We start from the raw sequence: 21,828 nt of genomic DNA, 5'->3' as shown, positions 1-21,828 counted from the left end.
TGGGTAAAATTACAACTTTTTTTAGTTTTTGATGCGATTAATTTTTAAGCTGTTGGTTGCCGATTTTTATATCTTTGATATAATGCCAAACATCAATTCTAATAGAACTTTTTATGAGGTTTCTTTGTATTGTATTTATATTGATTTTTGTTTCGTGCAAAGAAAAGAAAGTTCGTTTGCAGGAAGATTTTGTTTTTGGGTATGCAGGAATGCAAAATTTGAAAGTATTTAAATTTACAGGCGACACTGTTTTTGTTTCACCTAGTTTTCCTGCAAGAGTAAAAGCTTATTTTTATTTGATTGATGATTATGAAAAAAATAAAATCCATGAATATTTAGATACAATTAAAGGCAATAGTTTTGAAAAGGAATATATTAATGATGATGTGGTGGATGGATTTGAGTATCAGTTTGAATTTCTAAAAAGTAAAAAACGAGTTTACGTACAGAATTTTGAATCTGAAGCAACAAAAGCACTTACAGAGTTTGCCGATTATTTGATACATATTGATAGATATAAAAAAGAAATTGAACATTACAATTTAAAAATTGATTTTGGAAATGTTGATATTTTCTATCCACCCGAACCAAATCCTTTTGAATAATTAAACAATAAAAACAAAATAAAAATGAGCATTAAAAAAGCATTATTAATTGAATTAGAACGCGAAAAAGCAAACACCAAACGTATTATTAGTCGTTTAAACAACGAGAGTTTTGGTTACAAACCACACGAAAAGTCGATGACTTTGGGCGAATTGACCAATCATATTGTGGAACTGCACAACTGGGTTGATTTTGTTTTAAGTAAAGAAACATTTGATTTTCACGTAGATTATGTGCCTACAAAGTTAACTTCGGTTGATGATTTGTTGAGTAAACTGGAAAGTGATTTCGAAAAAAACAAAGCTATCATTGAACAAATGAACGAAGAAATTGTTTTTGAAGATTGGGCACTAAAAGCGGGCGATCATATAATTGCTGCAATGCCAAAAACCGGAGCGTTGCGTTTTATTGTAACCAACCATTTAATTCACCACCGCGGACAATTAACGGTTTATATGCGTTTGCTGGATATTCCTGTTCCGGGAATTTACGGTCCTTCTGCAGATGATAAAGCGTAAAATTTTTTACCACATAGAAACTTCAAAACTATGTTTCTATGTGGTTTAAATTAAATTTACTTGTTTACAGAATCAATCAAACGTAATAATTTGGCGGTATCTAAATTACTCAACGTATGATTCCATTCGCCAATGATAATTTTGTTCGATTTATGCAAACGTTCGTAAGTATAATTGTAATCTAAAACTTCGTCGTTCTTACCTAAAAGAATCAATCCGTTTGCTAAATCTGCTGACGGATTTTTTAATTGATTTGCCAGCAACATCGGGAAATTATAGTTATCAATTTTTCGTTGTTCCACATTTAACAAAGGATTTATCAGCACAAACAATAGTTCTTTATCAGTGAATTGTTCTAAAAGTTGATAGGTGAAATTTCCACCAGTCGATGATCCGATTAAACAAATAGGTTCGTTCCAATTAATCTGGTTATCAAGTTGTAAAATCAGTTGTTCTAAAATATCCGCCTGATGTTCGTTCCATTCCAACGCAATTGCTTTGAAATTTTTTGAAAGTGCGTGTGTTTTAATTTTTTTAAACTTGATGCTGTTTGCGCCTGTAGTGCCAAAACCATGAATGTAAACGTACTGCATTATTTTTGTGTGAATAATTTTATGGTGTAATCAATTAAATTGGTGTTTCCTATTACGCCGTGTCCGGGAATGACTATTTCGGCATCGGTAATTGTGCTTTTTAATTTGTTTACGGTTTCTGACCATGCGGTTTCATTGGCATCTGCCAAATTTCCTTTTCCGGCGTTTAATTCCTTAATCAAACATCCGCCGAACAACACTTTTTCATTCGGATAATACGCCACAATATTGTCTTTGGTATGACCTTCGCCAAAAAAATAAAGCTCTGCAAATTGGTTTCCGACTGCTATTTTTTCTTGATTAGTAAACGATTTTAAAGGAACAGGAAGTTTCTTTTCTTTTGCAATTTCGATTGTTTTACTGTTTGCTATCGATGGAATATGGTGTTTGTGAAACGCATTTAATCCGCCCAAACAATCATCATGAAAATGAGTAGGAACAACCGCATTGATTTTACTTTTTAAACTGTTTTGAATCCATTGGATTAATTCTTCTGAAATTTCATCATTCACAGGCGTATCAAAAACTACCGTTTCATTATTGTTGTGAACAATCATTCCGTTGCAAGGAACATTGCCAAAACTTTCGGTCTGTAAAAACGATGTATGCTGATACACGTTGGGCGAAACTTGAGTAATAACCAATGTTTCGGATTGATAAACGGTTTTGTTTTCCGGTTTTTTATTTTGTGCAGAACAACTTAAAGTTACTATCCAAATTACAGAAAGCAGAAATAATTGAATGATTTTCATGGAAGATTAATTTCATTCAAAAGTACAAAAACAAAAAATCCGTTTCAATTTAAAAACGGATTTTAACTGCTTATATTTTCGTTATTTTATTGTTTACACCAGCAACTGCGGTTGTAACTTTACCGTCGGCAGCCGATGTTTTCTTGTAATTTACTTTGTTTCCGGTTCCTTCCACACTAATCGATTTTACATCATCAACTGTAACCACATTGTCAACGCCTTCAACTTTAATGGCATTGCAAGCGCCAATAATTGTAACTTTGTTGTTGGTGCCTTCAACTTTAATTGTTTCGTTACCGGTAGCTTCTATTTTTTTAGTAACGCCAACGCCTTCTACAGTAATTTCTTTTTGTTGTGCCGAAGCCGTTAAAGAACCTAAACATAAAATAATGATTGCTAATAGCTTTTTCATAGTTTTTTCTTTTTGATTTAAATATACAATTTTAATGCCAGATAATCAAACTAATAGTACAAATGAAATCCTAAATTGGTGCAAAGTGCGTAATGCTTTTGAAATAGTGCTTCAACAACATCGGTAACATCATCAAAATCGGGGTACAGACTAAAAAAATGATAATCTAACAGCATACTGCTTGAAAAGTTTTGGTGCTGATAACCCGAAATAGCTTTTGCGCCCGTGACATCTAAAAAATATTGAGCCGTTTCGCTATCCAGATTCAGTATTTTAGAATTCGCGAAATGAAGGATTTTTCCTTTTAATTTTCCTTCAAAAAGTTCGGCAATTTCTTCTAAAGTGTACAAATAATCGTTTACAATGATCTCGTTTTCACTTCCGCCACAAATAAAATACAACAGATCATAATCTTTAAAATTTCGATCTTCATAAAGCAGCGTGTTTAAACTTTCTTCAAAATCTTCAATAGAATCAACGGCTTTGTATACATTCACAATACTATGCTGTTTAACGAGTTGTTCCAAAAGCGGAAAGATTTTACTTTCAGCAGATTCATCAACACTTTTAACACATTCCAAACAAAATAATTTAAGTTGATCGTTAGATAAATACATTGGTTTGTTTTCTATAAAGATACGTTTCATTTAATTAATCAAACCGCCAAATGACCTGCTTTTGATATTTTTTGTAATATTTAATATACTATTTAAATTTTTTTAACGTTTTAACAATTAGGTTTGCAATAACCAAAATGTGTTTATGAAACAACTGTTACTTTTCTTTTTACTTTCGATACCAGCCGTTGCACAAAAATCTTTTTTAGTAAAAGATGCCTCAACTAATGAGCCCATTGCATACACGAGTATTTTATACCATATTGTAACTAAAGATAAATGGAGAAATATAACTCAAGATTTTTTATTAAAGCGTATTGAAAAGGGATCTTATCCATTGATTATGTGCGAACTTACCCTAACAAACTAGAACCAATACAAACATTTTTGATAGCTATTTATTTAGCAGAAAAGCCACTCGATTTGAGTGGCTTTTTAATTATACTTTCATGATTTCTGCTTCTTTTTCAGCATAGATCTCATCGATTTTTTTAATGTAATTGTCGGTTAGTTTTTGTATGCGGTCTTCGGCATCTTTACAAATATCTTCAGAAGTTCCTTCTTTTTCCTGTTTCTTGATATCGGTATTCGCATCTTTACGCGCATTACGGATTGATATTTTAGCATCTTCTGCTTCCGTTTTTGCTTGTTTAGATAAATCTCTACGACGCTCTTCTGTTAACGCAGGAATGTTAATGATAATCATGTCGCCATTATTCATTGGGTTTAAACCTAAATTAGCAATCATAATTGCTTTTTCAATAGGCTGTAACATATTTTTTTCCCAAGGCGTAACCGTTAACGTACGTGGATCGGGCACATTGATGTTTGCTACCTGTGATAAAGCTGTTGCCGATCCGTAATAATCTACAAAAACAGCACCCAACATTTGCGGGTTTGCTTTACCTGCACGAATGTTTAACAAGGCTTTCTTTAAATGCTCAATAGAACCGTTCATTGATTCTTTTGCTTCGTCTATAATAAAATTAATTTCTTCTGTCATTTCTATATCTTTTTAATAAACTGTTGTACCAATGTTATCGCCTTGGCACACTTTTAATAAATTACTTTCCTTGTTCATATCAAAAACAACAATTGGTAAGTTGTTTTCCTGGCTTAAAGTAAAAGCCGTGGTATCCATAACATTTAATCCTTTTTCTAACACATCGGCAAACGAAATGGTTTCATATTTAGTTGCGGTAGAATCTTTTTCAGGATCGGCAGTATAAACACCATCAACTCTTGTTCCTTTTAAAATAACATCTGCACCCACTTCAATTCCTCTTAAAACAGCAGCGGTATCAGTTGTAAAATAAGGATTTCCAGTTCCGGCTCCAAAAATTACAATTCTGCCTTTTTCTAAATGGCGCACCGCTCTGCGTTTAATGTAAGGTTCTGCAATTGCCTCAATTTTTAAGGCAGTCTGCAAACGCGTAAGCATTCCGGCGTCTTCCAAAGCTCCTTGTAACGCCATTCCGTTGATTACGGTCGCAAGCATCCCCATATAATCGCCTTGAACGCGATCCATACCTTTACTTGCTCCGGCAACACCTCTAAAAATGTTTCCTCCGCCAATTACAATGGCTACTTCCACACCTAAATTAACGATTTTTTTTATTTCTTGGGCATATTCTGCCAAGCGATTTGGGTCAATGCCGTATTGGTTATCGCCCATTAAAGCTTCACCGCTTAATTTTAGAAGTATTCTTTTGTATTTCATACTGAGGAAAATTTATTTGCAAATATATTATTTTTGATATTGTTTAAAAACGCTTAAGGTAATTTATCTTTTATTTTTCCCGTTCTATTTTATTTGGGTTTTGACGGGTATCGAAAACATCGGCAATTTTTATCAGCATTTCATCATGATCAATGGAATAAATTATTTTATAATTCACCGCTAAAATATAGTGATGTAATTAATCTATGTTGTAAAGTGTGTTCTTTTTGTCCGATTTTGGGATTGTGGATTAAAATATTGGGAGCTAAAAGTATTTTGGTAACAATATCTAATGCAACTTCGTAGGCTGCTTTTTGCGTGTAATAATTGAAAATATCATCGATCTGTTGTTCAGAAAATGCCGACCACACAATTTTATATTTCACAGCTTAGTATTTTGAAAGAAGTTCGGCGGTTGTTTTAAACTTGTTGTTTTCAAAATCTTTTTCCGATTGTAAAATACGTTCGTTTAGTTCTTCCACAGTAAAAGGCTCAAAATCGTTTTCAGATTCTGATTGTTTTGCATTTCTTAAAAGTTTTTCAAATTGAGAAATCATTTCTTCGCTTTGAAGTTTAAGAAAAGCCTGTACAAATTCTATTTTTCTTGTTTGTAAGTCCATGGCTTTAAAACTCTTTACAATTCAAATTTACGAAAAAAATCACATTAACGAAAGTTAAGCAATTATCAAAGATTTTATTAAGGTAATTTATCTTTTATTTTTTCGAAGTTCTTTTTTGCTTCTTGATAACCGATATCAAAAATTTCGTCCATTCTTTTTTTCGATGTTTCAAAGGTACTGTAATTTGCTAGCGCTTCAGGTTGAATATGCCAATCGCACAATTCGTTTTGCGGAAAGGTGTTCTGCATCATCATGATTTCAAAAGCCCTTAAAGCAACCGATTTTATTGATGTAAACCGAGTTTGATTGTACATTAACACCGGATTTACGTTGCTGCCAATTAAAAAATCGCATCGACCCTGAATGGTGTTTACCGGATAATTGTTTAAAATACCGCCATCGCTATACACTTTATTGTTGATGATTACTGGCGAAAATACTCCGGGAAAGGCACTTGATGCCAATATTGCCGATACTATTTTTGTGTTTTTGTGGAAGATCTTCAACTTACCGCGTTCAATTTCGGTTGCCGAAATGTATAGTTCGATATCTAATTCTTTAATGGTTTTGTCGCCAAATTCTTTATCAAGATAGCGTGCAAATTGGTCGGCGTCTAAAAATCCTGCTTTTCTAAAAGATAAATGTGTCCAACTGAACAAACTTACCGATTTAAAGAAAGTAAGAATATCTTTCGGCTTCATTCCGTTAGCATACAATCCACCAACAATAGATCCTGCGCTTGTTCCCGAAATAATCTCTGGAAAAATTTCCTGTTCGTTTAAAAACTGTAATACACCGGCATGGGCAATGCCTTTATGACCGCCGCCCGATAATGCCAAACCGAAAACGGTTGAATTGTTATTCATTATTTTTTGTAACGTTAAATCGTTATTTTTGCATAAAAATACAAATTATGCAGGCAATATTTCAAAAAGCAATCGAAAATTCGATGTCTTATAACGATTATTTAAATTTGATCGACCAAAAAATTAACGAGAACAGTTCTACCGGACATGAGCAAAACGAGATGCTTACCGATTTTACAAAACTGAACCGTGCCCGAATGAAGCGTTTAGATAAAACCCAGCAGATACTTCCGGAATTGGAAAACATTACAAAACAAATTTCTGAAAAACAGGTATGGATTGTGCTTACCGAAAGCTGGTGCGGCGATGCTGCACAAAATGTTCCGGTATTGCAAAAACTTGCCGAAATAAATCCGTTAATAGATTTACGTTTGGTTTTACGTGATGATAACGATGAATTAATGCAAAAGTATTTAACCAATGGAGGGAAATCGATCCCTAAATTAATTGCCGTTTCTGCCGATTTAGATAAGGAATTATTTACTTGGGGACCACGACCTGCAACCGCACAAATTGAAGTAAAACGACTGTTAGATGAAAACGGAGGTTTTAATGAAAAAGTAAAAGAAGGTATCCAGATTTGGTACAATAACGATAAAGGAATTTCAATGCAGAATGAACTGATAGAATTATTAAAAAACGCAGCTAATTAAGCTGCGTTTTTATGGTTTTATCTTAACAATTTTGTTATCACGAATAATAACAACTTCGCTGTTTTTTTGTCTTTTAAAATCAAGCATTTTTTCGTAGGCTGTTTCTAAACCTTTTAAAATTTTGTTTTTTCTTACTTCTTTAGCATCTTTCGTCATATACCTTTTTTAAAGAATTAAATTTATCTAAATTATGAATTATAATGTTTTCTGCAAAATTTTTTTCAGCAATTAAAACAGGTTTTCCGTCTGAATTGTCAAAAATTAAAGTTTGTTCTACCATATCAATATAAATTTCAAAAAGATTTTTAATACCATTAAGATATCTTCTTTCAATTACATTTTCTGGTATATTATGCCCACCTTCATTAACACGTACTTTTACGCGTTCCTTAGCGAGATTTGAATCTTTTAGCCAAAAGAAAAGAAGCGTTACGCTATATCCATTTGCTTTAGCTTTATTTACTTTATGTTTGTATGTTTTTGAAGCTAATGTTGTTTCAAATGCAAAGTTTTCTTGATTTTGAAACAATTCATCAATTCTGTTAAGCATAATTCTTCCTGATTCAAAAGCTACCTTTTCAGGTTGGAAAGGTGATAATCCTTTTGCTATTTCATCAGCATTTACAAATTCTTTACAATCTAAAATTTCAGGTAAAATAGTAAATGAAGCTGTGGTTTTTCCGGCTCCGTTACAACCTGCTATAATATAAAGATTTTTTTCATTCATAAATCAAAGTTACATTTTTTTATCCAAATCTTAATTTAAAGATTTCTGTGAAGGATAAACTAATAGAATTATTAAAAAACGCAGCTAATTAAGCTGCGTTTTTGCTTATTATTAGAGATATTTTTCGTTTTTTATTCTTTGTGAAATGAAATGTAGCGAAGAATCTAATTCAAGTGCAAGTGAGATTCCTCCTTCGTCGGAATGACAAATATCGAAAATTTAATATTATTTCAACAAAGCATTTGTCCGTCTAATTGCTTCGGCATCTTTGTAATCTAACCATTGTTGGCCTTTGCGTTGACGCATAAAATTATCATACAAACGGTTAAAAGTTACATTTTTTAAGCCCGTAAATAAATTTTTTGGTCTGCCGGCTAACGATCGTAAACTTAACGAAAATCCTGGAGTCTGATATTTCATGTAATGCCACCAACCTTCGGGCATATACAGCATTTCGCCGTGTTGTAGCTGCGTGATGTACGGATTTACTTTTTGCAGCGCCGGAAAACGTTCAAAATCGGGATTGTCAAAATCAATATCTTCATGACAAATCCACGAATACGGCAAACGATACATGTATTTTGTTTCTTTAGGATCTACCAATACACACTGTTTTTTTCCATTAAAATGAAAATGGAAAATATTTGGTAAATCAATATCGTAATGCATAAAAACCTTCGCATCTTCGCCACCAAAAAATACCAAGGGCAAACTTTTTATCAAACGCAAACCTAAATCGGGCCAGCGCATATCGTCTTTCATCTGCGGAGCATCTTTCATAAGGTTATACAAAAAAATACGTAAATCGGTCGGACCTTTTTCTAAAATATCAATGTATTCTGCCATTGTCATTTTAAAATCAGGCTCGTTTACTTTTTTAGTATAATCGGTTTTTCTACTGTCGTATAACGGTACTGTTTTATCGCCGGCAATTTCTTTAATAAAGTCTAAATTCCACTTGGTAAATGCAGGCCAATCTTCAATTTGATTGGTAATTACCACAGGTTTCTGCTTTTTGTAATAATTCTCTATGAACTCTTTTTTGGTAAGCTTTGTTACACGTTCAATTTCTATATAATTAAAATTCATACTTAAATTTCAGCTTAAATACTTTAACGTATAAAAGTAGTGAATTTAAAGATTTGTTGTTTTTTATTGAACTTTTTTTTAACAATAAATCCTTAGTTTTTAGGCTAAGGATTTAAATGGTTTCTTACCACAGATTCACAGATATTTATGTTAAGTAAAGAATAAATAGATAAATCTGTGACTATTTTAATGATTTTGTTTTCATTAAATCATCGAAAGCTTTATTGGTAGCTTCGGTAATTTTTGCATGAAGTCCGTTGCCGTAACTTATTCTGTGTACACCTAAAGCAGCAAATTCTTCGTAGGTTTTCAGCCCGTCTTTCATAAAAACGTTCAAAGGTAGTTGCGTGGTTTCCAAAACCGCTTTTATGTCTTCGTCTGTATTGATCAATGGAACAAAAAATCCGTCGGCACCCGCAGCTTCATAAGCTTTAATACGTTTTAAAGTTTCGTTAATGGCGTCGAGGTGTTTAGTTGTATAAGTATCGATACGCGCATTAATGTAAATATCTTTTCCTTTTGATTGAAGATGCGATTTTATGGCTTTGATTTTATCAGTCAAAACAGAAATATCGCCTAATGATCGATCTTTTCCGTTGGTTAATCCGTCTTCCAGATTAATTCCTAAAATACCGGCATCGACCAACTTTTCAACATTTTTGGCAACCTGTTGCGGATCATCAGAATATCCTGACTCAAAATCGGCTGAAACCAAAAGCGATGTTGATTTCGCAATTTTTTCGACCACAAAAAACATTTCTTCAAACGGAATATTTTCACCGTCTTCATATCCCAAAATATTTGCAATGGCGTGGCTTGATGTTCCTATTACCTGAAAGCCTGCTTTTTCGGCAGCTTTACTACTAATGACATCCCACGTATTAGCGATTAACAAAGGTTGGTTTTGCTTGTGTAACGATTTAAATTTTTCTAAACTCATAGCTTTATAATTTTCTTGTTCCTTATAAATTTACGTTTTTTTTAGATCGAAACAAAAGAAGATTTTTTAAAAGCACTTTTTAGAACAATATTAAGTTAAAGCAAAAGGTCTGAAACTTTCAGACCTTTTATTTTACATTTGAAACACTTTCAAAGTTATTTTTTTATCAAGACTCATTCCGCCTGGGTTACAACCTGGTTTTCCTTCGGGAATTTCTATTCCGCGTTTTGCAAAATGTTCCACCCAAACAGGAAAAAAGTTGTCGGACTTTGGCTCTTTGTAGGTCATTGGAAATAATTTAAAAAACGGTTTGTTATTATTGGCGAATTTAAACGTATCATAAATCAATTCCGAACAATAATATTTACCATTATCGTATAAAAACTCATCATCGTACGGAACGCCTAATTGTGATTCGCAAAAAGAAATAGCTTTAGGTATTAAATGAAGGTGTTTACGTTTTAACGTACCAACATAAACAGTTTTTTTAGTGTAAGCTAAAAAATCTTTAAGAGGTGTTTTGACAACGGATTTGCCAATCGCTTCATAGACAAAAAAATCTTTATTATTTATGGTAACAACCAAACCCATGTGGTTAAAATCGTTGTTTTTATAGCCTTGTGTAACCGCATTGATAGCATCACACATGCCGCCACAATTTATATTGATAAACAACAGATCGCCGTTTTTTAATTCTTTTTTTTGAGCGAAAATGGATACTGAAAATAGTATAAAGAATAGAATGTTTTTCATAGTTGATTATTTTTTATCTTTAAAAAGCGTACCACCAAAACCAATACCTAATGTACGGTAAACCTGTTGTTTTAATCTAAATTGATGATCGTTAGCAAATAAGAAAATTCTGGAATCACCGCCAAACTCAACTCCGAATTGATCATGAGAAAATACTCCGTTTAAATTTCCTCTGCCAATTGCCGTATTCCAACCATACGCTACCTTACCGTAAACTTTGGTTTCGCTGCCAATTAATGGAGCTAAAGTTACAGTCGGAGCAATTGGAACTGTATATGCGCTGTCAAAAAAGTTTGCGTGAATACCTGTAAGTAATCCAAGGCGAATCCATTGTTTGTAAGCAATTCCGTATTCATAGTGCCCAGAAATTCCGCCAATTACAAATTTAGAAGGTTGTTCCATTTGCCCGGTATTGGCATCATAATAACTTTCTTTATCTGAATTTGCGTTGAATAGCAACATATAATCTATTGCCTGATATTGTTCAAAAGCAGGTTTCTTCTCTTGAGCATCTATTTGAAATGCAGAAATCAGCAAACTTATCTGAACTATTTTTCTCATAAGCAAAAAAGAAGCTTATTCGGCTTCTTTAAAATTTAAATTGTATATTTTTTCAAAGGCTAACGGTTCAATAGCATCAGCAACAGAAAAATCGCCTATTTTGGTTCTTCGTAAAGCCGTTAAATGTCCGCCTGAATTTAGCGCTTTTCCAAAATCAAAAGCCAAAGATCTAATGTAAGTTCCTTTGCTGCAAACCACTCTGAAATCAATTTCGGGTACGGCAATTCGGGTAATTTCAAACTCGGTAATTTCAATTTTTCTTGATTGAATCTCCACTTTTTCACCCACGCGCGCATGTTCGTACAAACGTTTCCCATCTTTCTTCAACGCCGAAAAAATAGGAGGGAACTGATCTATAACTCCAATAAATTTTTTACGGGTTTCTTCGATTAATTCGTTCGATATATGATCGGTAGGAAACGTTTGATTTACTTCGGTTTCTAAATCATACGATGGTGTTGTTGCGCCAACAGTAATCGTTCCGGTGTATTCTTTAATCTGACCTTGTAATTCGGCAATTCGTTTGGTAAATTTTCCGGTACAGATTATTAAAAGTCCCGATGCTAAAGGATCCAACGTTCCCGCATGACCAATTTTGAACTTTTTAGGAAGATCTAAATTTTTTAGTAACGTGTATTTTATTTTATTTACCGCCTGAAAAGAACTCCAAGTTAATGGTTTGTCTATCAGTAAAACTTGTCCTTCCAGAAAATCTTCCTTTGATAATTTCTGCATTATTTCGTATAAAAATAAATTAACAACCCAATACCAATAACGATTCGGTACCAACCCCAAAATTTAAATCCGTATTTTGTAAGAACGGCAATGAATGTTTTTACGGCAATTAAAGCGGTGATAAATGCTACAATGTTACCAATTATGAAAAGCATAATGTGGTGATCGTCTTGTAAAATCATTTCGTAACCTTTGATTTCGGTTGCTGTTCCTTTGCCCCAGGTTTTTACAAAAATAGAGTAAACTGTAACGGCTAACATGGTTGGAACTGCCAAAAAGAACGAAAATTCTGCTGCTGCTTTACGGCTTAAACCTTGCGTCATACCACCAATAATTGATGCTGCCGAACGCGAAGTTCCCGGCATCATTGCTAAACATTGCCAAAAACCAATGGTAATAGCGGTTTTAAAAGTGATTTCTTTTTCGTTATGAATTTTTGGCGATTTAAACCAACGATCTACAAAAAGTAAAACAATTCCGCCTAAAACCAGAACGGTTGAAATAGCAATTTGATTTCCTAAAACAGCTTCAATTTTATCGTCTAACAAATACCCCAATCCCAATGCAGGAATCACGGCAAATGCCAATTTATAGTAGAAATTAAGGTTGCTGAAATCGAAAAACTTTCGCCAATATAAAATGACAATTGATAAGATCGCTCCAAACTGTATGGAAACCTGAAACATCTTTAAAAACTCAGACTCTTCCATTCCTAGAAGAGCCGCAGTAAAGCCCATGTGAGCTGTAGATGATATAGGTAAATATTCTGTTAATCCTTCAACAATTGCAATGATGATGGCTTGTAATAAATCCATTTATAAGGTGTTTATGCTTTTTTTGCAGGGTTCTTAAATATCGAATAAATGCAGATCCCGAAACCAATGAAAATTACGGTTGGTGCTAGTTTAATTCTGCGAAAACTAAAAACAGCTTCGTTAAAAACATTTGGATCTTCGCTGTTTCCGCCTGACATCAATAAAAAGCCTAAAGCAATTACGGCAACACCCGCCAATAAAAGTATGTAGTTCTGTTTGCTGAATAAAAATGATTTTTCGGTAGTATTTTCCATAAGTTACAGGTATAAATCGTCTGATTTTAAATTTAAAAAGCGTTGCGTTGCAAAATACGTGCTAATGTAGGTAATGATTATTCCGACAATAAAAACGGCTCCGCATACTAAAAGAATCGACTGTAAATCGCTCATTAATCCTAAAGTTGGTAATTTTTTGTCGGCATAAGCTGTCAATCCCAAAATACCAATAATTGCTAAAACCGAACCAATGATTCCCAACTTAACACTTGTAAGAATAAATGGTTTACGAATGAACGATTTTGTTGCACCAACCATTTGCATGGTTTTTATAATGAAACGTTTTGAATAGATCGATAAACGCAGCGAACTGTTAATTAAAAGTATCGATATAAAAGCAAAAACGCCACTGATTATCAATATCCAGAAGCTGATTGTTTTTATGTTTTTGTTTACCAAATCAACCAATTGGGCATCGTAAACAACTTCGTCAACCAACGGGTTTTCTTTTATACTGATTTCAATATCTTTAATAGAATCTTGCTCAACATAAGCTCCGTTAAAGTGTAAATCGAACGAATGCTGTAACGGATTAAAACCTAAAAACTTTACGAAATCTTCGCCAATTGTTTTCTGGTGGGCGTTTGCTGCCGAATCTTTATGAACAAAAGTAAGGTCTTTAATAAATTTCTGCTGACCTAATTCGGTTTGATAGGCTGCAAGCTGTGTTTCGTTTACATTCTCTTTAAAATAGATCGACATTGGAATGTTTTCTTTAAAATTGTTCGATATTTTTTCATAATTAATCACGAACATTCCTAATGATCCCAACAAAAACAACACTAAAAAAATACTTAAAATAACCGAAAAGTAAGACGATATTAATCTGCGCTTTTGATATTTTTCGTACGCTGTAGCCATAAATTAAATTTTTAAAGGGTAAAGATAACAAACAATTTAAATATAAAGCTACCTAAAATTATGTTAATGCGTAAAAGTGCTTTGTAAAATAAAAAATCGATAGAAAACCATCGATTTAAATATTCATTATATAATTCTGTAAATTCTGTTCACCGGTATGGTAACACCTTTTTTAAGTACCAAATGTTCTGGTGTAACCGCCCAAACGGTGGTATTTGTTACCAGTTGGTTTGTATCGTCTTCAAAGAAAATTTCAATTTTTACGTGATCGGTATTTCCCATAGCCATTGCTTTTTCCAGATCTTGTTTACGCTGAAAAATTTCATGCTTATCAGTTAAAACATCTGTTGTTGGAAAAACTAAATGTGCAATATCTTCTTTTTCTATAGGTTTAAATGTCGTGGTCATATTCAATGGTTTTTAGTATTATTTTATGATATTCATTTTTAGAATAATAATTTTTTCTAAAATAATTAAGTTTTTTTGTAAAATCAAGTATGTTAAGGTTTTTTTTGATAAAATCAAATGTATAAAAAAAATTATTGCTTAAAATTAATCAAGATTAATTTCTACGTGTGGTTAATATAATAAAAAATTAGTAATCTAAAGAAATTAAAGTAATTTTGTAATCGTTAAAAATCACAGGCTTACAAAATGAAATACAATCCAAACGAAATAGAAGCCAAATGGCAGAAATACTGGAGCGATAATAATACCTTCAAAGCAGAAAATCAATCAACAAAACCAAAATATTATGTGTTAGATATGTTTCCGTATCCATCGGGAGCGGGCTTACATGTTGGGCATCCGCTGGGTTACATAGCTTCTGATATTTATGCACGATACAAACGTCACCAAGGTTTTAATGTATTGCATCCGCAAGGGTACGATTCTTTTGGTTTACCGGCAGAACAGTATGCGATACAAACAGGACAGCATCCGGCAGTTACAACCGAAACCAACATTAAACGCTATCGTGAACAGTTAGATAAGATTGGTTTTTCGTTTGATTGGAGTAGAGAAGTACGTACATCGAACCCAGAATATTACAAGCACACACAGCGCATTTTTATCCAGCTGTTTAATTCGTGGTACAATAAAAATACCGATAAAGCAGAAAATATTTCTACGTTGGTTGATTTATTTTCGAAAGAAGGAAATGTGACTGTAAATGCAGTATCCGATGAAGATATCGAAGTCTTTTCTGCCGATCAGTGGAATGCTTTTTCTGCTGATGATCAAGAAAGAATTTTATTAAAATACAGATTGACCTATTTGGCTGAAACCGAGGTGAACTGGTGCCCTGCATTGGGAACGGTTTTGGCGAATGATGAAATTGTAAACGGTGTATCAGAACGTGGTGGACATCCGGTAATTCGTAAAAAAATGACCCAGTGGAGCATGCGAATTTCTGCTTATGCAGAACGTTTGTTGCAAGGTTTGGATACCATTGATTGGAGCGAATCTATCAAAGAAGCACAACGCAACTGGATCGGAAAATCGGTTGGGGCATCAGTAAAGTTTAAAGTTTTAAGTTCAAAGTTTGAAAGTTCTGCCGATAACGTTAAACCTGAAACCTTAAACGAAGAAAACTTTATAGAGGTTTTTACAACGCGTCCTGATACTATTTTCGGAGTGAATTTCATGACATTGGCTCCAGAACACGAATTGGTTGCAGCAATTACAACGCCAGAACAAAAAGCGGCTGTTGATGCGTATATCGAAGCTACTTCAAAACGTTCAGAACGCGAGCGTATGGCAGATGTTAAAACCATTTCGGGCGTATTTACCGGTGCGTATGCAGAACATCCTTTTACCAAAAAACCGGTTGCCATCTGGATTGGCGATTATGTTTTGGCAGGCTACGGTACAGGCGCGGTAATGGCGGTTCCGTGTGGCGATGAGCGCGATTATGCGTTTGCAAAGCATTTTGCCAACCAAAACGGAATGCCTGAAATCATTAATATTTTTAATAAGGATATTTCTGAAGAAGCGTACACCGAAAAAGCTGGTTTTGAATTACAGAATTCTGATTTTTTAAATGGATTGGATTATAAGGCAGCGACTACAAAAGTTATTGAAGAACTAGAAAAAATAGGGCAGGGGAAAGCCAAAGTAAATTACCGTTTGCGCGATGCTGTTTTTTCGCGTCAGCGTTATTGGGGCGAGCCTTTTCCGGTTTATTACGTGAACGGATTGCCTAAAATGATCGATCCGAAACATTTACCGATTGAATTACCCGAAGTGGAGAAATATTTACCAACCGAAGACGGTCAGCCTCCATTAGGTAATGCAACCACTTGGGCTTGGGATACGGTAAACAATAAAGTGGTATCAACAGCAGAAATTAATGATGGAACCATTTTTCCATTAGAACTAAACACCATGCCGGGTTGGGCAGGTTCATCGTGGTATTGGTTGCGTTATATGGATGTTGAAAATGAAAATGAAATTGCATCGAAAACAGCCATTGACTACTGGCAAAATGTAGATTTATACATTGGCGGAAGCGAACACGCAACGGGACATCTACTATACTCACGTTTTTGGAACAAATTTTTAAAGGATATGAATATTGTTCCAACCGCAGAACCGTTCCAGAAATTAATCAACCAAGGAATGATTTTGGGAACATCTGCTTTTGGTTATATTTTTAGTCTAGGTTTTACTGGAAGTGATTTCAATGCTTTACCTGAATTAATTGATAAAACTCCTAATTTCATGATTCCAAAATCAGCATATGAAGCACATAGTAGAGGAGAAGAATCAGAATTATTGAATAAGATTATTGAAGAGTATTTGACTTATTTAAAAGACAAAGGATTTAATGTTACTTATGTTAAAGAAACTTCAGTTATTAGACCTTTCCGTGTAGAAGTAGAATATGTTGATCCTGTAACCAATGAATTAGATATTGAGAAATTTAAAAAAGGAAATAGATATAATGGTTTAGGGATTAATAAAATATATGCTGAAGATTCTGGGAAATACATTGTTGGTCGTGAAGTAGAAAAAATGTCTAAATCTTTCTACAACGTAGTAAATCCAGATGATATATGTAACGAATACGGTGCAGATACCTTACGTTTGTACGAAATGTTTTTAGGTCCGTTAGAACAAGCAAAACCTTGGAATACCGCAGGTATCACTGGTGTGTTTGGTTTCCTTAAAAAATTATGGAAGTTGTATGCAGATGATAACGGTTTAATCGTTACCAACGATGAACCAACGTCTGAAATGTACAAATCGTTACATAAAACCATTAAAAAGGTAACCGAAGATATCGAGAATTTCTCCTTCAATACATCGGTTTCTCAGTTTATGATTTGCGTTAACGAACTGCAACAGCAAAAATGCCACCACCGTGCTATTTTAGAGCCATTGGCAATTGTAATTTCACCTTATGCACCGCACATTTCCGAAGAATTATGGAATATGTTGGGTCATACCGAATCGGTTTCACAACAACCATTTCCTAAATTCGAAGAGAAATATTTGGTAGAAAGTTCAAAAGAATATCCGGTTTCGTTCAACGGAAAAATGCGTTTTAAAATTGAATTGCCGTTAGATTTAACCGCAGAACAAATCGAAGAAATCATTATGAACGATGAACGCACGCAAGCTCAATTACAAGGCGCAACACCTAAAAAAGTAATTATCGTTCCTGGTAAAATCATCAATTTGGCTGGGTTTTAAATTTGAATTCTATGATTAAAAACCTTATTGTTATTTTTTTGTCAGTTATTGGCTTAACAGCTTATGGACAAAATGAAGATTTTCATTTTAAAGTGTTTTTAGGTGCTGGTGTGGCTTTCAATAACCATTTTGAAATAAACAAATATTTGCAGAAGAATGGTTTTGTGCAAATGGAAATGGGTGAATTGAACGCAACAACAGGGTTTAGTTATTTTGATAATAATGTAGATATTGATTTAGGATATGAATTGTTTACTAATGCAAAGGGTAATGAGATATCAAAATATAGAACAGTTTCAAATGGAATTAAGTTAAGAGCGCATTATGAAGTATTAAAGTTTGAGAAAACGAACCTAGGGGCTGGTTTTAATTTGGGCTATTCAAAACGAAATTTACACTTATATACCAAAGGACATCAAGTAAATTTAGATGAACAAATTGTAGGAAATCAATTGTCAATGCACAATGAAAAAGCATATTTAGGTCCATCTATTTCATTGAAATTTAAAGATAGAAGAGGAGATCGTACAAAAATAACTGTAGCTTATGAGTTTCCAATAAATAACAAGAAATGGGAAAGTGCATCATTTGATTTGAAAAACACCATTCATGAAAAAAACCAAGCTCGTTTAATAATAAATGCAACATTTGTTTTTTAGATTCAAAACCGCTCAATAAACCGAGCGGTTTTCTTTTTGGCTTGCTTTTTGTGTTGGCAGAAGAAAAATAGAACATCATGAAAAAACTACTACTGCTATCAGCCTTATTATTCGCCCAAATAACGTTTGCACAATCGCAACAAAACGATTTGGCTTTTACTGCTAAAGCAACCGTTTTACCTGTTTTTAACAACAACCGTTTAGGTGCCGAAGTCGGTTTAAGATATTACCTAACCGATGCTTTCTCTATTGGAAACAACTATGTTTACACAAACGATAAGTTTACACACGGTTTTGGGTATTATACCGATAATTCTATTGTACATTATTTAGGCATTAACGTGCCATTGCAGTACGATGTAGTTAATAAAGACAAAGTTCAGATTGGAATGGGCGTTTCTCCGGGGCTTTCTTTAAGTACATTACGCGATAAAAATCAATTAAAAGTTGAGGAGCATTACGATGAAGAAACGGGCGTAACAACGGTTGTTAAAACTCCGGTTCGTTTAAACCGCGATGCTTACTTTTCGTTAACGCCAAATATTGATCTGTCAGTAAAAGTGGCAAATATCGATCCTAAAAGCAATACCGCAATATATGTGACCGGAAATGCGGGTTATCAGTTTACTTTTGGTAAGGGCGATTTTACTAAACCGAGCGATTTTAGAAACTATATAGTAACTTTAGGTTTTACGATTAAAGGTGCGTTAGATTAATTTTAAAAACCAATTATTATGAAACACTTAGTACTTTTATCAACACTTTTATTCGCACAAATAACGTTCGCACAATCGCAGCAAAACGATTTGGCAGTAACTATTGGTGCCACTACAATGCCTGCATTCAATAAAAATAAAATTGGTTTGGATCTTACGGGACGCTATTATTTTACTGATGCTTTTTCGGGCGGATTAAGTCTAAATATCGTCAGCCCAAAATACAATCATGGGTTTGGATTTGATACCGATCGCACACTGATTAATATGTACAGTTTTAGTATTCCGTTGCAGTATGATGTGGTAAATACAGAGAAGCTGACGTTGAGTTTTGGTTTTTCGAACGGAATTCTTTTAAACATACTTCGCAACAGAAACGAATCTAACGAAGTGATAAACTATGATCCTGATACAGGAATTGGCTACACCACTCAAGTTCCCCGTAAGTTGAAAACCGATTCGTATTACACATTAACACCTTATGCAGATGTATCGTATAGATTGATGGCTATGGATATTGAAGAAATTGCCTTTATGTTTCTTACTTCTAAAGTAGGATATCGAAATGTGTTTGGGAACGGTTCATTTTCTAAACCAAGCGATTTTTCAAATTATGTTGTATCTTTAGGCATTACATTTAAAGGAGTTTTAGATTAATTATGAAAAATTCAAAAGCATTAGTAATAATATTTGCATTCATTGCAATTTTAGTTGTGGTATTGATGGTTGGATTGCCGGTTTATAACGTTTGGCAACAGGAAATGGCTGGTAAAGCAGAAATGGCAAAGGCAGAGCAAAACCGTAAAATTTTAATCGAAGAAGCTAAAGCCCGGTTGGAAGCCGAAAAACTAAATGCACAAGCCGAAGTTGAACGCGCACGCGGTATGGCAGAAGCCATGAAGCTTGAAAACGGAACATTAAACACCACATACAACCAATATTTGTTTATTAGAACGTTAGAAAAATTGGCAGATAAAGGCTCGCTGCCTCAAATTATCTATATGCCTGCCGAAGGTTTGGTTCCGGTGATGGATGTAAGCACAAAAACACCTGCTAAACCGGTTATCGTAAACGACTAATGGGTTTTAAAGAATATATAATTTTATTGCTGATTGTTGCTGTTGGCTATTTCTGGTTCAGAATGCGCAAGTACAAGCAAACGATCGACGATTACCATAAATCAACCGGATATTTAGAGCGTAAGTACGAAAATATCGAGCTGGAAAATATCGATACCCGTTTAAACCAGCATCTATTCAAAAATGTATTGAATTCGATACAATCGCACGTTTATCAATCGTATTACACCATTGAAAAATTATCGAATGTGTTGGATTATGTGTTGTACAAAACGCCCAAGCAATTGGTAACTCCGCGCGATGAAATCAATTTTATAAAGAGTTTAATCGAGATCAATAAAATAAAATTAAGTCCGCTTTTTGATTTGCGAACCAAGATTTTAATCGATGACCGTGATCCGTTTTTAGAACGAAAAGTTATTGCACCTTTGGTACTTATCGATTTAATTGAAAACGCCTTTAAACATGCCGATGTGCAAAGCGAAGATGCTTTTATTGCCATTGTAATTGAACTGAATAATGGTTATTTTAACCTTTCGGTTTCAAACAAAATTGCAGCACAAAATCCTTTAAAGAAAGAGAACAGCGGTATTGGTGTTTCAAGCCTTGAAAAGCGTTTAAAAAAGTTGTACGAGAATCGATACAAACTCCAAAAAAGTATCGATGACAAGATTTATTCAGTATCCTTAAAAATTAAATTAGAAGAATAATGCTGCGTTGTGTTTTGTTAGATGATGAATTGCTTGCCCTGCAATATTTAAAATTGTTGTGCGAGCAAATTAGCGAGGTTGAGGTGGTGAAGGTTTACAACAACGCCGAAAAATTTATTCAGGAAAAAGATGAAATTGATTTTGATGTTTGTGTAACAGATATAGAAATGCCGTCGATTAATGGTTTGCAAATTGCCAATTTATTGTCTGATAAACATATTGTTTTTACAACTGCCTATCGCGATTTTGCAGTAGAAGCTTTTGATTTGGAAGCGATTGATTATATTACAAAACCGGTACAAAAAGATCGATTGGAAAAAGCATTTCGCAAAATTGAAAAGCTAACGAAGGAAACCAAACAAGTTTCGGAATACATTACGCTTAATTCCGAAAAAGGAAAAAGCATCATTAATACAAACGATGTTTTTTATATTACGGTTTCCGATGTGGATAGTCGTGATAAGATTATTCATTTTAAAGACGAAACCACACTTTTGGTTAAAAATAATTCGTTTGAAAAACTCAAGGAAATTCTGCCAACCGGAAAATTTTCGCGTATCAACAAGCGCGAAATTATTGCCATGAACAGCGTGAACTACTACTCGCACGATGAAATTGTATCTAAAATTTTAATCGACGGTAAACCTAAAACCTTTACAATAGGCATCAACTTCAGAAACGAATTTTTAATGATGTTGTAGACCTTTTAAAAGTTGTTGGATTGTCGTCAGTTCGAGCTTGTCGAGAACTTCTCGATACATTTCACTTCGTTTCATTACTCGAAGCGACGAGTCGTTTAAATCATGTATTAGGTAAATTATTTTACTCCTATCTGCTTTAGTTTAAAATCTTCAT

Annotated in this window: 31 protein-coding genes; 11 read left to right on the top strand and 20 right to left on the bottom strand. The window is 33.8% G+C overall.

The genetic code is table 11. The features are described 5' to 3' along the window. The first annotated feature begins 113 nt into the window (after positions 1 to 113). Together BM253_RS00340 and BM253_RS00335 are read left to right on the top strand one after the other, a co-directional pair. Positions 114 to 605: a hypothetical protein gene (locus BM253_RS00340; RefSeq protein WP_143095550.1), complete on the top strand. Its 492-nt coding sequence runs from the start codon at positions 114 to 116 to the stop codon at positions 603 to 605. Positions 606 to 629: 24 nt separating this feature from the next. Continuing rightward, positions 630 to 1,124 (top strand): DinB family protein, encoded by a 495-nt coding sequence (locus BM253_RS00335; RefSeq protein ID WP_091517358.1) that lies wholly within the window; start codon positions 630 to 632, stop codon positions 1,122 to 1,124. Between the two features lie 56 nt (positions 1,125 to 1,180). Here BM253_RS00335 and BM253_RS00330 read toward each other — a convergent pair whose 3' ends face one another. From BM253_RS00330 to BM253_RS00315, 4 genes are all read right to left on the bottom strand, one after another. Beyond that, positions 1,181 to 1,717, bottom strand: coding sequence for a YqiA/YcfP family alpha/beta fold hydrolase (locus tag BM253_RS00330; RefSeq protein WP_091517355.1), 537 nt, complete (start codon positions 1,715 to 1,717; stop codon positions 1,181 to 1,183). Continuing rightward, complete coding sequence (bla, locus tag BM253_RS00325; RefSeq protein ID WP_091517352.1) at positions 1,717 to 2,469, bottom strand: subclass B1 metallo-beta-lactamase; 753 nt, start codon at positions 2,467 to 2,469, stop codon at positions 1,717 to 1,719. Before bla ends, BM253_RS00330 begins: the two co-directional genes overlap by 1 nt. Positions 2,470 to 2,539: 70 nt before the next feature. After that, positions 2,540 to 2,881, bottom strand: coding sequence for a DUF3060 domain-containing protein (locus tag BM253_RS00320; RefSeq protein ID WP_091517350.1), 342 nt, complete (start codon positions 2,879 to 2,881; stop codon positions 2,540 to 2,542). A gap of 50 nt (positions 2,882 to 2,931) precedes the next feature. After that, positions 2,932 to 3,528 (bottom strand): DUF6642 family protein, encoded by a 597-nt coding sequence (locus BM253_RS00315; RefSeq protein ID WP_245758419.1) that lies wholly within the window; start codon positions 3,526 to 3,528, stop codon positions 2,932 to 2,934. Positions 3,529 to 3,643: 115 nt separating this feature from the next. Between BM253_RS00315 and BM253_RS00310 the strand changes: the two genes are divergently transcribed. After that, positions 3,644 to 3,868, top strand: coding sequence for a hypothetical protein (locus BM253_RS00310; RefSeq protein WP_091517347.1), 225 nt, complete (start codon positions 3,644 to 3,646; stop codon positions 3,866 to 3,868). 69 nt (positions 3,869 to 3,937) lie between these two features. Here BM253_RS00310 and frr read toward each other — a convergent pair whose 3' ends face one another. From frr to BM253_RS00285, 5 genes are all read right to left on the bottom strand, one after another. Beyond that, complete coding sequence (gene frr, locus BM253_RS00305; RefSeq protein ID WP_091517345.1) at positions 3,938 to 4,501, bottom strand: ribosome recycling factor; 564 nt, start codon at positions 4,499 to 4,501, stop codon at positions 3,938 to 3,940. Positions 4,502 to 4,513: 12 nt separating this feature from the next. Next, positions 4,514 to 5,218, bottom strand: a complete 705-nt coding sequence (pyrH, locus tag BM253_RS00300; protein WP_091517344.1) for a UMP kinase — start codon at positions 5,216 to 5,218, stop codon at positions 4,514 to 4,516. A 167-nt stretch (positions 5,219 to 5,385) separates the two neighbouring features. Then, positions 5,386 to 5,604 carry a type II toxin-antitoxin system RelE/ParE family toxin gene (locus BM253_RS00295; protein WP_245758418.1) on the bottom strand — a complete coding sequence of 73 codons (219 nt, stop codon included), beginning with the start codon at positions 5,602 to 5,604 and terminating at the stop codon, positions 5,386 to 5,388. Positions 5,605 to 5,607: 3 nt separating this feature from the next. Then, positions 5,608 to 5,838: a hypothetical protein gene (locus BM253_RS00290; RefSeq protein ID WP_091517343.1), complete on the bottom strand. Its 231-nt coding sequence runs from the start codon at positions 5,836 to 5,838 to the stop codon at positions 5,608 to 5,610. A 77-nt stretch (positions 5,839 to 5,915) separates the two neighbouring features. Then, on the bottom strand, positions 5,916 to 6,704 hold the full coding sequence (locus BM253_RS00285) for a patatin-like phospholipase family protein (protein ID WP_091517342.1): 789 nt from the start codon (positions 6,702 to 6,704) through the stop codon (positions 5,916 to 5,918). Positions 6,705 to 6,751: 47 nt separating this feature from the next. Between BM253_RS00285 and BM253_RS00280 the strand changes: the two genes are divergently transcribed. Next, positions 6,752 to 7,357: a thioredoxin family protein gene (locus BM253_RS00280; RefSeq protein WP_177205662.1), complete on the top strand. Its 606-nt coding sequence runs from the start codon at positions 6,752 to 6,754 to the stop codon at positions 7,355 to 7,357. Positions 7,358 to 7,366: 9 nt separating this feature from the next. Here BM253_RS00280 and BM253_RS17225 read toward each other — a convergent pair whose 3' ends face one another. The 11 genes from BM253_RS17225 to BM253_RS00230 form a co-directional block, all read right to left on the bottom strand. Continuing rightward, positions 7,367 to 7,513, bottom strand: a complete 147-nt coding sequence (locus tag BM253_RS17225; RefSeq protein WP_177205660.1) for a hypothetical protein — start codon at positions 7,511 to 7,513, stop codon at positions 7,367 to 7,369. Then, entirely contained in the window at positions 7,497 to 8,084 is a 588-nt protein-coding gene (locus BM253_RS00275) for an ATPase (protein ID WP_091517341.1), read from the bottom strand. The genes BM253_RS17225 and BM253_RS00275 overlap by 17 nt, the downstream gene beginning before the upstream one ends. Positions 8,085 to 8,309: 225 nt before the next feature. After that, positions 8,310 to 9,173, bottom strand: a complete 864-nt coding sequence (locus BM253_RS00270; RefSeq protein ID WP_091517340.1) for a cupin-like domain-containing protein — start codon at positions 9,171 to 9,173, stop codon at positions 8,310 to 8,312. Positions 9,174 to 9,354: 181 nt separating this feature from the next. After that, complete coding sequence (locus BM253_RS00265) at positions 9,355 to 10,113, bottom strand: isocitrate lyase/PEP mutase family protein (RefSeq protein ID WP_091517339.1); 759 nt, start codon at positions 10,111 to 10,113, stop codon at positions 9,355 to 9,357. A 132-nt stretch (positions 10,114 to 10,245) separates the two neighbouring features. Beyond that, a complete protein-coding gene (locus BM253_RS00260) occupies positions 10,246 to 10,866 on the bottom strand; it encodes a YiiX/YebB-like N1pC/P60 family cysteine hydrolase (protein ID WP_091517338.1) in 621 nt (206 codons plus the stop codon). A gap of 6 nt (positions 10,867 to 10,872) precedes the next feature. Beyond that, positions 10,873 to 11,427, bottom strand: a complete 555-nt coding sequence (locus BM253_RS00255) for a hypothetical protein (RefSeq protein ID WP_091517337.1) — start codon at positions 11,425 to 11,427, stop codon at positions 10,873 to 10,875. Between the two features lie 15 nt (positions 11,428 to 11,442). After that, positions 11,443 to 12,162, bottom strand: a complete 720-nt coding sequence (gene truB / locus BM253_RS00250) for a tRNA pseudouridine(55) synthase TruB (protein WP_091517336.1) — start codon at positions 12,160 to 12,162, stop codon at positions 11,443 to 11,445. Beyond that, entirely contained in the window at positions 12,162 to 12,977 is an 816-nt protein-coding gene (locus BM253_RS00245; protein ID WP_091517335.1) for an undecaprenyl-diphosphate phosphatase, read from the bottom strand. Before BM253_RS00245 ends, truB begins: the two co-directional genes overlap by 1 nt. 11 nt (positions 12,978 to 12,988) lie before the next feature. Next, the gene (locus tag BM253_RS00240) at positions 12,989 to 13,231 is read right to left on the bottom strand and encodes a DUF3098 domain-containing protein (RefSeq protein WP_091517334.1); all 243 of its coding nucleotides are present in this window, start codon (positions 13,229 to 13,231) and stop codon (positions 12,989 to 12,991) included. Positions 13,232 to 13,234: 3 nt separating this feature from the next. Further along, the gene (locus BM253_RS00235; protein WP_091517333.1) at positions 13,235 to 14,113 is read right to left on the bottom strand and encodes a cell division protein FtsX; all 879 of its coding nucleotides are present in this window, start codon (positions 14,111 to 14,113) and stop codon (positions 13,235 to 13,237) included. A gap of 126 nt (positions 14,114 to 14,239) precedes the next feature. After that, on the bottom strand, positions 14,240 to 14,521 hold the full coding sequence (locus BM253_RS00230; protein WP_091517332.1) for a hypothetical protein: 282 nt from the start codon (positions 14,519 to 14,521) through the stop codon (positions 14,240 to 14,242). A gap of 246 nt (positions 14,522 to 14,767) precedes the next feature. On the opposite strand from BM253_RS00230, the gene BM253_RS00225 reads away from it, so the two are divergent. The 7 genes from BM253_RS00225 (at position 14,768) to BM253_RS00195 (ending at position 21,674) form a co-directional block, all read left to right on the top strand. Continuing rightward, positions 14,768 to 17,809: a leucine--tRNA ligase gene (locus BM253_RS00225; protein ID WP_091517331.1), complete on the top strand. Its 3,042-nt coding sequence runs from the start codon at positions 14,768 to 14,770 to the stop codon at positions 17,807 to 17,809. Positions 17,810 to 17,820: 11 nt separating this feature from the next. After that, entirely contained in the window at positions 17,821 to 18,468 is a 648-nt protein-coding gene (locus tag BM253_RS00220) for a hypothetical protein (protein ID WP_091517330.1), read from the top strand. A gap of 77 nt (positions 18,469 to 18,545) precedes the next feature. Next, positions 18,546 to 19,184, top strand: a complete 639-nt coding sequence (locus tag BM253_RS00215) for a hypothetical protein (RefSeq protein WP_091517329.1) — start codon at positions 18,546 to 18,548, stop codon at positions 19,182 to 19,184. A gap of 18 nt (positions 19,185 to 19,202) precedes the next feature. Continuing rightward, positions 19,203 to 19,841 carry a hypothetical protein gene (locus BM253_RS00210; protein WP_091517328.1) on the top strand — a complete coding sequence of 213 codons (639 nt, stop codon included), beginning with the start codon at positions 19,203 to 19,205 and terminating at the stop codon, positions 19,839 to 19,841. 2 nt (positions 19,842 to 19,843) lie between these two features. Next, positions 19,844 to 20,263: an SPFH domain-containing protein gene (locus tag BM253_RS00205; protein ID WP_091517327.1), complete on the top strand. Its 420-nt coding sequence runs from the start codon at positions 19,844 to 19,846 to the stop codon at positions 20,261 to 20,263. After that, positions 20,263 to 20,973 carry a sensor histidine kinase gene (locus tag BM253_RS00200; RefSeq protein ID WP_091517326.1) on the top strand — a complete coding sequence of 237 codons (711 nt, stop codon included), beginning with the start codon at positions 20,263 to 20,265 and terminating at the stop codon, positions 20,971 to 20,973. Before BM253_RS00205 ends, BM253_RS00200 begins: the two co-directional genes overlap by 1 nt. Beyond that, the gene (locus BM253_RS00195) at positions 20,973 to 21,674 is read left to right on the top strand and encodes a LytR/AlgR family response regulator transcription factor (protein WP_091517325.1); all 702 of its coding nucleotides are present in this window, start codon (positions 20,973 to 20,975) and stop codon (positions 21,672 to 21,674) included. The genes BM253_RS00200 and BM253_RS00195 overlap by 1 nt, the downstream gene beginning before the upstream one ends. Positions 21,675 to 21,828: the final 154 nt, after the last annotated feature.

The organism is Paenimyroides ummariense (genome assembly GCF_900115115.1).
Taxonomy (GTDB): Bacteria; Bacteroidota; Bacteroidia; order Flavobacteriales; family Flavobacteriaceae; genus Flavobacterium; species Flavobacterium ummariense.
The sequence above is the reverse complement of the archived record's forward strand: the minus strand, read 5'-3'. Positions and strand labels throughout refer to the sequence as shown.